9 protein-coding genes are annotated in these 12,398 nt (G+C 35.7%); 4 read left to right on the top strand and 5 right to left on the bottom strand.

The features are described 5' to 3' along the window. Positions 1-16 precede the first annotated feature (16 nt). Entirely contained in the window at positions 17-676 is a 660-nt protein-coding gene (locus tag CRT24_RS04145) for an HAD family phosphatase (RefSeq protein ID WP_099369985.1), read from the bottom strand. A 175-nt stretch (positions 677-851) separates the two neighbouring features. On the opposite strand from CRT24_RS04145, the gene CRT24_RS04140 reads away from it, so the two are divergent. Genes CRT24_RS04140 through CRT24_RS04125 form a run of 4 tightly spaced genes read left to right on the top strand, consistent with a single transcriptional unit; the run spans position 852 to position 5,162 of the window. After that, on the top strand, positions 852-1,463 hold the full coding sequence (locus tag CRT24_RS04140) for a fumarylacetoacetate hydrolase family protein (protein WP_099369984.1): 612 nt from the start codon (positions 852-854) through the stop codon (positions 1,461-1,463). Position 1,464: 1 nt separating this feature from the next. Then, positions 1,465-3,186, top strand: a complete 1,722-nt coding sequence (locus CRT24_RS04135; RefSeq protein WP_099369983.1) for a M23 family metallopeptidase — start codon at positions 1,465-1,467, stop codon at positions 3,184-3,186. Positions 3,187-3,198: 12 nt separating this feature from the next. Further along, on the top strand, positions 3,199-3,663 hold the full coding sequence (gene bcp / locus CRT24_RS04130; protein ID WP_099369982.1) for a thioredoxin-dependent thiol peroxidase: 465 nt from the start codon (positions 3,199-3,201) through the stop codon (positions 3,661-3,663). Between the two features lie 29 nt (positions 3,664-3,692). Further along, positions 3,693-5,162, top strand: coding sequence for a glycine--tRNA ligase (locus CRT24_RS04125; protein WP_099369981.1), 1,470 nt, complete (start codon positions 3,693-3,695; stop codon positions 5,160-5,162). 81 nt (positions 5,163-5,243) lie between these two features. On the opposite strand, the gene CRT24_RS04120 is transcribed toward CRT24_RS04125, so the two are convergent. The 4 genes from CRT24_RS04120 to CRT24_RS04105 all read right to left on the bottom strand — a co-directional run bounded on the left by CRT24_RS04120 (position 5,244) and on the right by CRT24_RS04105 (position 12,303). Beyond that, complete coding sequence (locus CRT24_RS04120) at positions 5,244-6,263, bottom strand: hypothetical protein (protein ID WP_144034504.1); 1,020 nt, start codon at positions 6,261-6,263, stop codon at positions 5,244-5,246. Between the two features lie 168 nt (positions 6,264-6,431). Further along, on the bottom strand, positions 6,432-7,916 hold the full coding sequence (locus CRT24_RS04115) for a hypothetical protein (RefSeq protein WP_099369979.1): 1,485 nt from the start codon (positions 7,914-7,916) through the stop codon (positions 6,432-6,434). Positions 7,917-8,074: 158 nt separating this feature from the next. Further along, positions 8,075-10,396 carry a glycoside hydrolase N-terminal domain-containing protein gene (locus tag CRT24_RS04110; protein ID WP_099369978.1) on the bottom strand — a complete coding sequence of 774 codons (2,322 nt, stop codon included), beginning with the start codon at positions 10,394-10,396 and terminating at the stop codon, positions 8,075-8,077. A gap of 2 nt (positions 10,397-10,398) precedes the next feature. Then, a complete protein-coding gene (locus CRT24_RS04105; RefSeq protein ID WP_099369977.1) occupies positions 10,399-12,303 on the bottom strand; it encodes an alpha-L-fucosidase in 1,905 nt (634 codons plus the stop codon). Between the last annotated feature and the right edge of the window lie 95 nt (positions 12,304-12,398).

The raw sequence follows: 12,398 nt of genomic DNA, 5'->3' as shown, positions 1-12,398 counted from the left end.
ACAGATAGATATTAGCTTAATTCATAGAAAGCAACGATTTTTTTACTTCTGCTAAATCGTTTAAAACTTGGTCAGCATGCGTCAACCTCTTCTTTTCTACTTCTTGCTTGGTTACTGCAATACAATATAGACCCGCCTCTTTAGCAGCTGTACAGCCAGTACTCGTATCTTCAACCACTACGATTTCTTCCTTCGGAATCATCAATTTATTAACAGCCAACAAATAAGGCTCAGGATTTGGCTTTGGATTTTCTACAAGTTCACGAGTAACAAAGAACTTAAAATATTTCAAAAGTTTATGTTCGCCCAATACAGTTTCGACGGTTGATTGAAAACTTGATGTCACTAATCCCAGTTCTTTTCCAGAATCTTTTACTGCATCAAGGATGTCCTTTGCATGTGGCATCAATCGGATATTTTTCATATTGGCTTTGGCATATCTTGAACGAGTAGCAAACCACATATCTTCCTCATCAACATTCAACTTATAGTCATTGTTCAGCATCTGAACATTTCTACTTAGGGTATGTCCAGCAAAATTAGATATCCATTCATCGAAGTCAATCTTTAGACCGTAATCATTTTCTAAAATCGGCGCCCAATTACTGAAATAAAAATATTCAGAATCAATTAATGTTCCATCCAAATCAAATAGAACCGCATTTACATTATTCATAATGCAAAATTAACCATATTAATATTAAGCCTATGTTAAATCCGAAATACTTAACATTAGTAGACGTAACTTGTAATTTCATTGTGGTTTATTTGCCATAACTTGATATACAATGGCTCTTTTCTTAAGTTTGCTATGCTCATAAAATTGCTGTGAGCACAAAAACTCAATATTTATGAAAATAATTGCTGTAGGCAGAAATTATATTGACCACGCCAAGGAACTAAACAACCCTGTACCCGAAAAACCTGTTATCTTTTTAAAACCAGACACAGCGGTTTTGAAAGACAATAAAGACTTTTATTATCCAGAGTTCAGTAAGGATATTCACTATGAAGTAGAGGTGGTATTAAGAATTTGTAATGAAGGTAAACATGTTTCTAAAAAATTCGCTCACAAGTATTATGATTCCATCGGGTTAGGAATTGATTTTACGGCAAGGGACCTCCAATCGGATCTTAAATCGAAAGGCTTGCCTTGGGAATTGGCAAAAGCATTCGACCACTCTGCTATAATCAGCAATATGATTTTCAAAGAAGAATTTGATGATCTACAAAACTTAAACTTTTCATTACAAAAAAATAATGAAACAGTTCAAATAGGGAATACGAAAGACATGATTTTTGATTTTGACAGCTTAATCACCTTTGTTTCACAGTACATTACTTTGAGAAAGGGCGACCTGATCTTTACAGGTACACCAGCAGGTGTCGGGCCGGTAAAAATTGGGGATAAATTGGAAGGATTTTTGGAGGAAAAATCCATGTTTACTTGCCAAATAAAATAAAATGAAGAAAATATCACTTTCAATATTAATTGCTGCTTCCCTAATAGGCAACCTATATGCCCAAAATAAAGACATCATAACATCAAGAAACTATCCACAAGGATATTTTCGCAATCCATTAAATATAGCACCTGATGCTTCAGGAACATTTGGAGAATTACGTTCTACCCATTTTCATGCTGGCGATGACTACAGAACTCAGCAAAAGATTGGGCTTCCTCTGCATGCCGCTGCTGAAGGATATGTTTCACGTGTTAGAGTACAAATTGGAGGCGGTGGAAACTCAGTATACATCAATCATCCTAATGGATTTACCAGTGTTTATTTGCACATGGACAGCTTTAATGATGTATTGACGAAAATCATTAGGGCTGAACAATATAAACAACAGAGATTTGATGTTGACATGGAATTAAAACAGGGTCAGGTAAAACTGACTAAAGGCCAATTTATTGGAAATGCAGGGAATACAGGAGGTTCTGCAGGCCCACATTTACATTTTGAAATCCGTGACACAAAATCACAACATCCATTAAACCCTCAATTATTCGGTCTTCATTTTACCGATAAATTTGCTCCAACAATAAACGGCATAATGGTTTATGATCTCGAAGAACCCTTGTTCAATGAGAATACCGGCAGAAGGTATCAACAATTGAAGGCATTGGAATCCGGAAGATATGCATTAGCTTCCGGAGCGCCAATTTCTGTAAATGGGAAATTTGGCCTGGGAATAAACACAATTGACAGACATCGTGCTGGAGGATTTCAGAATGGAGTGTATTCAATCGAGCTATTCTTAGATGGCAAATCGGTATCTACTGTATTATTTGAAGAATTGGACTTCAACACTTCTAGTGCAATCCATTCTTATATAGATTTTCCTCATTTTAAAAGATCAAAAGCGAAGGTCCAAAAAAGCTTTAAGGATCCAGGAAATCCAATTCAGATTTTCAAAAATCTAAATAATCAAGGAATAATGGAACTTAATGATGACAAAATTCACGATGTAAAATATGTTGTCAAAGATGTTCATGGTAATTGTAGTGAGCTGGACTTTAAAGTAAGGAACAACCCATCATATGCAGCAAAGAAAAACCCAATTAAAGGAGAGCTTTTCCAATATGCAAAAGACAATTCATTTAGCGCTGATGAGGTTAAAGTCGAAATTCCAAAAGGTTCTTTGTATAGCGATGTAGACTTTATTTACTCCAAAAGTGCTGCAAGACCAAACAGTTATTCATCGGTGCATCATGTTCAAAACAATCTGACTCCTTTGTTCTCGACCTATAAATTAAGTATAAAACCAACAATTTTACCGAGTCATTTGGAAAGCAAGGCTCTATTAGCTTCGGTTCAAGGTGGTTCGGTAGGAGGCAAATTTGAAAATGGATGGGTTATGGTAAATACGAAAATATTCGGTTCATTTTATGTCACAGTAGATACTGTTGCTCCTACGATTACACCTAGGAATTTCAGTAATGGCAAAAACGTTAGCGGACAATCAAAAATCGACTTTACAATTTCAGACAATTTCTCAGGGATACAGTCATTTAATGCCTATATTGATGATAAGTGGGTTTTGATGGAATATGATTCCAAAAACCGACATGTATGGCATAGGTTTGAACCATCATTGAGTAAAGGCCAACATACATTTAAATTTGTTGTAAAAGACTGGAAAGACAATGAGAAAGTCTATCAAGCAACATTCACTAGATAAAATTGGAATATTATGGCAGAATTAAAGGTTGGGGATAAAGCCCCACAGTTCAAAGGGAAAAATCAACATGGTGAAGAGGTAAAACTTTCAGACTTCAAAGGAAAAAAGATCATTCTATATTTTTATCCAAAGGATAATACTCCTGGTTGTACCACTGAGGCTTGTAATTTCAGAGATAATTACCAAAGTCTTTTGAAAGATGGATACGAAGTGATTGGTGTAAGTATCGACAGTGAGCAGTCCCATCAAAAATTCATCTCGAAATTTGAACTTCCATTTACTCTACTTTCCGATGAGGATAAAAAGATCGTGGAAGACTATGGAGTTTGGGTGGAAAAGAACATGTATGGAAAGAAGTATATGGGAACCGCCAGAACAACTTTTATCATTGATGAGAATGGTATAATTCAGCACATTATTAAAAAAGTAGACAATAAAAACGCCAGTCAACAAATTAGAGACTTAATGGCGAAATAAGTCGCCCGAATACATTATATTTGCCCCCTATGAGCAAGCAAACAGACGATTTTTTCAAGAATATTATTTCACATGCAAAGGAGTATGGATTTGTTTTCCCTTCAAGTGAAATTTACGACGGATTAAGCGCCGTCTATGATTATGGTCAATTAGGTTCTGAATTGAAAATGAACCTAAAAACATATTGGTGGAAATCCATGGTTCAATTAAATGAAAATATTGTTGGGATTGATGCAGCAATATTTATGCATCCAACAACATGGAAAGCATCAGGCCACGTAGATGGTTTCAATGACCCAATGATTGACAACAAGGATTCTAAAAAAAGATACCGTGCAGATCAATTAATTGAAGATAAGATTGACCGCTATGAAAAAGATGGCAAAACTGAAAAAGCAGCACAATTACAAAAGGACCTTGATGATGCTTTGAATGCAGATGACCTTGTACGCTTAAAAACAATCATCGAAGAGCATAATATCGTTTGTCCAATTTCAGGAACAAAGAACTGGACTGATGTCCGTCAATTCAATTTGATGTTTGCTACCCAAATGGGAGCAATGGCAGATGGTGCTGAGCAAGTGTACCTTCGTCCTGAAACAGCTCAAGGTATTTTCGTGAACTTCTTGAATGTTCAAAAAACTGGAAGAATGAAAATCCCTTTTGGTATTGCTCAAATTGGTAAAGCATTCCGTAATGAAGTGATAGCACGTCAATTTATCATGCGTATGCGCGAATTTGAACAAATGGAAATGCAATTCTTTGTACGTCCTGGAACTGATTTAGAATGGTACCAAAAATGGAAAGAAAACCGTTTGAAATGGCACTTGGCATTAGGAGCTGACCAAAATAAATATCGTTATCATGACCACGTTAAATTAGCTCACTATGCAAATGCAGCTGTGGATATTGAATACGAATTCCCATTCGGATTTAAAGAAGTCGAAGGAATCCATTCACGTACAGATTTTGACTTGAAACAACATCAGGAATTTTCAGGTAAGAAAATGCAATATTTTGACCCTGAAATCAATCAAAGCTATATTCCTTACGTAATCGAAACTTCAATTGGTTTAGACCGTCTCTTCTTAACAGTTTTAGCCAATAGCTTGGTTCAAGAGGATTTGTCGACTGATGAAAAACAAGATTCTCGTGTTGTATTAAAATTCCATCCTGCAATTGCTCCAGTAAAAGCAGCAATTCTTCCTTTAACTAAGAAAGATGGTCTTCCAGAGAAAGCAAGAGAAATCATGGCTAAATTAAAATTGGATTACAATATCCAATATGATGAAAAAGATTCAATCGGAAAACGCTATCGCCGTCAAGATGCAATAGGTACTCCATTCTGTATTACTGTGGATCATCAAACATTGGAAGATAACATGGTGACCATTCGTCATCGCGACAGTATGCAACAAGAAAGAGTAAATATTAGTGAGCTAGAAAATATTATCGGAAATTTAGTCAGTATGACAAATTTGTTGAAGGAATTAGTATAACTCATTTTTTAAATAAAAAGATAACCTGCCTTGAGAAATCAAGACAGGTTTTTTTATAAATGGAGGGTTAGTTTAATATAATTATTTTAATGTTGAACTTAAACCAGATTCATACATTAACATCCTTTTGGTCTCAGCATATTTCCAAACGCTACATCCCATCTGTTTTTTGAAAAACTTGTTGAATTCGTGGTCATTCCTAAACCCAGCATCATGTAAGAGGCTAATTATTCGTTCAGAATCATGATTTACACTATTTAAACGGTCTAAAAAATAATTTATCCGCTTGTTGTTCAGATAGTTTTCAAAACTTCCGTTTAAATATTTTTTCGACAAATTTTTAAAGTCAAGCTCAGATATCGGCATGAATTTCTTAAAATCTGAAAGCTTTAAATCCGGATTTTTAAAGAGATTTTCTTGATCAATTAATTGGTCTATCGCACTGATATAAAATATCAGCTCAGTCTGTTTCAATTGAGATTGTTCTTCTTCATACTGCTTTACCATAGCATTTGTCTTGAACAAGTATCCAAAATAAATATTGAGGACATGATAATATCGGTAATATATGATCCCCAAAAATATCATTACTGTAAATAGACCATCAAGAAACTCAAAAAATAGATCTGAATCGATGAAAAGACCACGGCTGAGAATAATACCTAATGTTAAGATCTTAGCTGAAAAGAAGTAAAATGCTAACTGTCCATCAATAGAATTTACTAAATTCCCAACCTTCCTTCTCCAAGGCCATAGTATAAATAAATCATATACTACGGATATGAAAAACAAAATTGTTCTTGACTTCTGATAAAAAAAGTCCAAATAATCATAAATCATCCCATCAGTAATTTGAGAAGAATAGATATTGAACAACAGATAGAACACATAAAATAATATAAAAGGGAAAAGAGCTAATAAAAATAGATAGATTGATGTTCGGGTTTCTAGCGCTATATTCCTAAGATATAAAGAGGTTATGGAAACCAAACACAAACTACTTGTAGCAGTAAATAAAATCCCGATGTGTGAATTCAATACCGGAACAAAATATTTAACCATTAAGATAACTGCCCCTGTCAACAAGAGAAATCTTATCATCTCTCCTCTTTCATCGCGGATGGTTCTAATCTTTAGATATAGAATCACTATTAATACCTGGGTGACAGTTAGTGCCAGCAAATAAGCCATATAACAATAATAAAATACTAGTATTAAGAAATTAAAAAGGTGTCGTTAAGTTTAACTTTTTTTAAACCTCATCCAGCATTATTTAAATTCAACAATCTTAGTATCATCCCATTCCTCATCTATTATGATCTCAAATATTTTGTTAACCATTCCACTCGGATAGAGATCACCTTTGAAAATTAACTTGACATTATTTTTCACCGCAGCATTTAGCCTAAACTTCCTAACCATTTTGGTATCATCCCAAACTTCAAATTCATAATGCAAAGGCATTTCATCAGACCTCATGCCTATAAATTGATTAAATGATATTTCTTTATGGATGTGAAAATTTTGAACGAATTCAATGACATTATCTTCCGATTTGGGGATGAAAATTTCCAGATTTGGGTTAAAGGGACTCCATCTAATCGGCGCCATCATAGGTTTAACAATAATTTTTTTGATTTCAGATAAATCCTTTAGATCTGTAAAATCCAAGGTAACCATACTATAGGCGCGTTGAAAATTGACTTTTTTCTCTATACTTTCCTTCAATTCAAAGGAGTCTAGCACAGCAAATGTCCGAGCAAACTTATCTTTGAATGAGGTTCCAATATAAAAATCTCGAATATGCTTAACTTCTCTCGGATAGGATAAGGGTTCATTTAATTCACTGTAAAACAAAGTCGAATAATACTTGCCTTCTGGTAAATCAAGCAATAGGTTATTAGTAGAGCTGTTTGGAATAAAATGGCCTAAATTCACAAGATTACCATTCTCCTGATTAAAAATAAAATAATTCAGATTGAAGTTTTTGGGTTTATTGGGGTTAATAGAATTATTTGTTCTCCCATAAAATCTAAAATTATCTAAGAAATAAAAATATTCAAAATTATCTCGATATAATGTAAATTGAAATTCTCCTTTAACAAGGTTCGATCTTAGTATATCATTTCTTCCTTGAATATCTAAAGAAAAAGTTCGCAATCCATTTTTAGGAACATCATCTGAATTAACTATTAACTCAAAGTGATCTCTTCCTTTATAATAACTATTTGGTTTGTTCTCTCCCAGTACAAAATAAATCGTATCCTTGCCTATTTTATTCGTGGATACATCAAATTCAATCCTGCCTAATTTCCCAATTGACGTAGTATCCAAAAAAAAGAAAAATCCTAAATTAGTACCCTTAAAGGTCAAAACACTATCGCCGAATGCGTTTAAGGACAATGGCCTATTAACTTTCTTTATTAATGGCAAAAAGTGAGTTCCCCATCTGAATTTTATGCCTTCACGCAAATAGTTCGGAAAAATTCCCGGTCCATTAAAATCCCCAAACATAAGGAGTTCAAGACGCTCAGGATTTTCAGTCACAGCTCCCGAAGTTGAAGTGGATTTGGTAATGATAGGAGAATTAAAAGGTTTGATCTCTTTTTTAAAATCTTCAAAATTAAAGATAACTTGTCTCACAGGACCCTCGCCACGGTCAACAATGGAATGATTTTTTTTGCAAGAAATAAGTGAAAATGAAATACTGATTAATAACAGTAAGCATCTGGAAACAAAATTTAAAGTGTTCATAAATATTTATTTAGTTAAAATAATTTATAATAAATTAATATTTATGAATGAATTAAAAATAAAAAGGAGATAATCTTAAAGTTAATTATCTCCTTATAAATCAATCAGATACAAACCTATCCAATTGATAACGTACTAATTTTAAATGCCTTTAGGTTCTAAAGTGTCTGGACTTTTTTTTCACCATTGACTAATAAATTTACCTTTTCTCCTTTTTTTCCAATTACACTGTACTTTGTAACTTTTCCATTTTTCCATTCAAAATCTACGGTGTAATTTCCTCTAGCTTTGAGACCCTTTACATTTCCATCCTTCCAAGCTTGAGGCAAAGCTGGCAGTAAGTGAATATAACCATCATGACTCTGAATTAGCATCTCCGCTATACCCGCTGAACCCCCAAAATTTCCATCAATCTGAAATGGTGGATGAGCACAAAAAAGATTTGGATAAGTTCCTGCTCCAGCTCCCCCATAAGTAGTGCTTTGTTCAAATGCAGGCTGCAACAACTGCCTTAAGATTTCAAGAGAATGATCGCCATCATGTAATCTTGCCCAAAACAAAATCTTCCATGCCCTAGACCATCCTGTTCCCTCATCACCCCTTATTGCCAACGTTTTCTTTGCCGCATCAGCCCATTCCGGACTCGTAACTGGTGAAATGAAATTCGCCGGATACAATCCATATAAATGTGAAACATGTCTATGCTGAGGTTCTGTTTCCTCATAGTCTTCGAGCCATTCCATCACTCTACCTGATTTACTAACCACTACTGCAGGAGGCAAAGAGGTAAGATCAACTTCTAATTGCTTCGCAAAGTCATCATTTAAACTTAAGATTTCATTTGCCGCAATAACAGATCCGTATAACTCTCGCACAATCTGATTATCGATTGTAGGTCCCATTACTACTGCTGCTCTTTTTCCATTTGGTAGTTTAAATCCGTTTTCTGGTGATACAGAAGGCGAGGTAACTAACCAACCTGTCTTAGGATCCTTCACCATGGTAGCCTTATAAAATACCGCAGCATCCTTGAGTACGGGATAAATTTCCTTCAGGTAATTTTCATCCTTAGTAAATTGGTAATGCTCCCAAAGATGATTGCACAACCATCCAGAAGCAGTACTGGATCCCCATGAAGCATGCTCGCCTGGTGCCGTATATCCCCAAATATTATTCATCATATAAACTACCCATCCTGGAGCATCGTAATATGCCTTGGCAGTTTTAACACCTTCCTTGGAAATGTTTTTTATCATCTCTATAAAAGGTTTATGATATTCGGATAGATTATTCACCTCAACTCCCCAATGGTTCATTTGAGCATTGATGTTCAAATGATAATCTCCATTCCAAGGAGTTTGTATTTGGTGTGCCCATAGCCCTTGTAAATTGGGTGGCAAAGCTTTTGAAACACCTGGCGCTGAACTTGAAAGAGTTAAGTATCTCCCGAATTGGTAATATAATGTTGCCAAACCATTGTCCTGTCCTGGATCATTATAAAATGCAGATAAACGCTTATCCGTAGGAATATCAGACTTAGATAATGAATCCGTAATTTCTAGGGAAACTCGCTCAAATAATGGTTTATATTTACGATGATGGGATTGTTTCAAAGCAGAAAAATTCATCTTTTCCACCTTTTTAATTTCTGTTGAAACTACTTCTTTAGGATCATGCCCATAGTAGCTCGTAGAGGCTGAAAATAATACAATAGCTTCATTTGCACCTTTCACGATTATTTCATTGTCATGATCCATTAAGGTCCCCCCTTTCGTAAGAACCTTAAATTTGGCCGCAAATTGAATGCCTTTTCCGCCCTTGCCATCAGGGAGTGAACCTGAAATCGTGATTTCATTTCCATTGACTTTATACTCTTCGATGTTCTCTTCACGATAGAAATGCATCGCAAATTCAATAGACTTTTTCTTATCAGCAGATAGCCTAACAACTCCTACATTATTGTCAAAAGAAGTAAAATATTCCCTTAAAAACTTTGTGCCATTGTTGGTAAAACTTGTTCCAGCAGTTGCATTACTTATGTCTAGCCACCGCTTGTAGTCTTTGGTTTCGCCTTCATGAAAAAACAAAAAGTTCATAAACCCAAAGTTTTGAAAGCTTCCATAAGGAACATTCGCCCCGTCACCTTGACCTGAACCAGCTCCTACACAAACAAAATTCTTATTGACCAGTGCTTCAGCCTCATCATTCTTTCCTTCAAACAACAAGCGCTGAATATCCAAAACAGAATTCTTCGCGTTGTAGTTATTAGCATCTTGAGGTGATCCAGACCACATCGAGATTTCATTTAACACAATAGACTCATCGTTAATACTACCATTAGGCATCATACCAATCAGTCCATTTCCCAATGGAAGGGTTTCTTCCCATTTTTCTCCGGGACGATCATACCACAACTTCAAATCCTGACCTTGTAACTTCCCAACGAGTAGGCAACAAAATATCCCTAAAATCTTTCTCATTATTATTTTAAATAAACATCAAACTCTGCCACCGAAAACTCCTTGTCCTCGCTTAGTACTTCATTAGGAATAAATCTGATGTAGTGAGCTTCCTGTGCAGTATCAAAAGTTATACTTTGCTCAGTAGCATTCGCTCTAATATTCGAAAATTCCCCAGATGCAACGGTTTTCCATTCTTTACCATCAATACTAGTTTGAATTTCATATTTCGATGGAACACCTTTAATCTTGCGGTCCTGTCTAGGCATATAACTCATACCTGTAATCAACTCCGTTTTTGGCAACCTAATTTCTACGAATTTCTGACTGCTGAGAATTGTCTCCCAAACAGTTTTATCATCGTTATCTACTGCTTTTTTCGAATGTTTATCTCCACTAATTATGTTAAGCTGATCTTTTGCTATTTTCTTGCGGTCTGATTGGTCAAATTTAAAATCTGATTTTGCTTCTTTAAACAATGCAAAATCACTCAATGTTGGAGCAACAGGTGCATAAAGATGAACTCTCAGTTTTGTTGCCCGAACTGGCTCTGCTAATTTGATCAACCTATTAGCACCAATACTTGTTGCTGATGCCAATGGTTTCCACAATCCATTTGCCCAAACATCCACTTGAACACTGTCAATTCGCTGACCCAATTTGATGTTTTCCCTTAACCTGATCAAATCGAATTCTTGATCATGTGCCAAAGTAATTTCAATACTTGGATTTAAAACATTGTCATCTGAAGCATAATAGCTATAACGGTCATTGTCAAAAAGGTTTTTTTCTGAGAACAATGCATTGTTTTCTCGTACATTACTTGCTTTCGCGGTAGCACCTGCTGCTAAATTGTCCGAAAATGTTGCTTTGACCTTCTCTCCAAATGCCGCTAACGATTTCACATCATTGTCATGTAGCATACCATTTGGCATAGGTGCCAAACCAAGGTTCATGTTACCACCTCGACCTACTGATTTCAAGTAGATTTCAAACAATTGATTTGGTGTCTTAACTTTATCATTTTGGTCCTCATGGTAAAACCATCCTGGACGTTGAGGAACATCACATTCTGCAGGAATCCAAAACTCCCCACCCCTAGTGCCGGTTGGTAAATTAGAATTGTCAACCTCTCCAGGTACTGGCGGTTTTCCAGGTTCAATGCTCTTTGGCGTAAGTGTCGCCCAACTGGTCTCTGCCGCAAAACCATGCTCATTGCCTACCCATCTCATATCCGGACCAACATCAGAAAAAATCATTGCCATCGGCTGTAACTTCCGAACGATCGGCCATGTCTTTTCATGCCACTCATAATAAGTCGAACGGTCAATAGTACGTTTTTCGTTTTTGCCACCGTAATAGCCATCACCACCATTGGCCCCATCATGCCAAGAGGTGAATAACTCCCCATAATTCGTCATCAATTCGGTCAATTGCTCTCTATAGGCGTCAGCATATGCTTTAGTACCATATCTCGTGTCATTTCTATCCCAAGCAGATAGATAAACTCCAAATTCAAGACCATGATCGTGGGAAGCTTGCATAAAATCTTTTACCATATCACCCTTCCCATCTTTCCATGGTGAACTGGCAACGCTGTATGTAGTAGTTTTAGTTGGCCATAAACAAAATCCATCATGATGTTTGGCAACTGAAATCAAACCTTTAAATCCTCCTGAAGCAGCAGCTTTCGCAATCTGATTCGGATCGAATTTGCCAGGATTGAAAATCTTAGGATCTGCATCTCCAAAACCCCATTCCTTATTTTGGAAGGTCGTCGGAGTGAAGTGAATTAAAGTGTACATTTCCATCTCATGCCATTTTAATTGGCGTTCGCTAGGTAAAACTCCATATGGAGCAGGTTCTGTCTGTGCAATTGTTAGTAAAGGGCATAATAATGCTAAAGATAGAAGTTTAGATCTTTTCATAAATTGAGCTTAATAAATTCTCAAGATACAGAAATATGTAAAGATTCAACAAGAAAATCCAACATTTCACCATTTTCTTTACAACATTCGAAAAA

This window comes from Sphingobacterium sp. 1.A.5 (genome assembly GCF_002734235.1).
GTDB lineage: Bacteria > Bacteroidota > Bacteroidia > Sphingobacteriales > Sphingobacteriaceae > Sphingobacterium > Sphingobacterium daejeonense.
Note: the sequence above shows the minus strand (reverse complement) of the source record. Positions and strands in the feature narration are given on the sequence as shown.

Excerpts from the sequence above, each read along its gene's own strand:
- CRT24_RS04145 (WP_099369985.1), bottom strand. The coding sequence starts at position 676 with ATGAATAATGTAAATGCGGTTCTATTTGATTTGGATGGAACATTAATT.
- CRT24_RS04140 (WP_099369984.1), top strand. The coding sequence starts at position 852 with ATGAAAATAATTGCTGTAGGCAGAAATTATATTGACCACGCCAAGGAA.
- CRT24_RS04135 (WP_099369983.1), top strand. The coding sequence starts at position 1,465 with ATGAAGAAAATATCACTTTCAATATTAATTGCTGCTTCCCTAATAGGC.
- bcp (WP_099369982.1), top strand. The coding sequence starts at position 3,199 with ATGGCAGAATTAAAGGTTGGGGATAAAGCCCCACAGTTCAAAGGGAAA.
- CRT24_RS04125 (WP_099369981.1), top strand. The coding sequence starts at position 3,693 with ATGAGCAAGCAAACAGACGATTTTTTCAAGAATATTATTTCACATGCA.
- CRT24_RS04120 (WP_144034504.1), bottom strand. The coding sequence starts at position 6,263 with ATGATAAGATTTCTCTTGTTGACAGGGGCAGTTATCTTAATGGTTAAA.
- CRT24_RS04115 (WP_099369979.1), bottom strand. The coding sequence starts at position 7,916 with ATGAACACTTTAAATTTTGTTTCCAGATGCTTACTGTTATTAATCAGT.
- CRT24_RS04110 (WP_099369978.1), bottom strand. The coding sequence starts at position 10,396 with ATGAGAAAGATTTTAGGGATATTTTGTTGCCTACTCGTTGGGAAGTTA.
- CRT24_RS04105 (WP_099369977.1), bottom strand. The coding sequence starts at position 12,303 with ATGAAAAGATCTAAACTTCTATCTTTAGCATTATTATGCCCTTTACTA.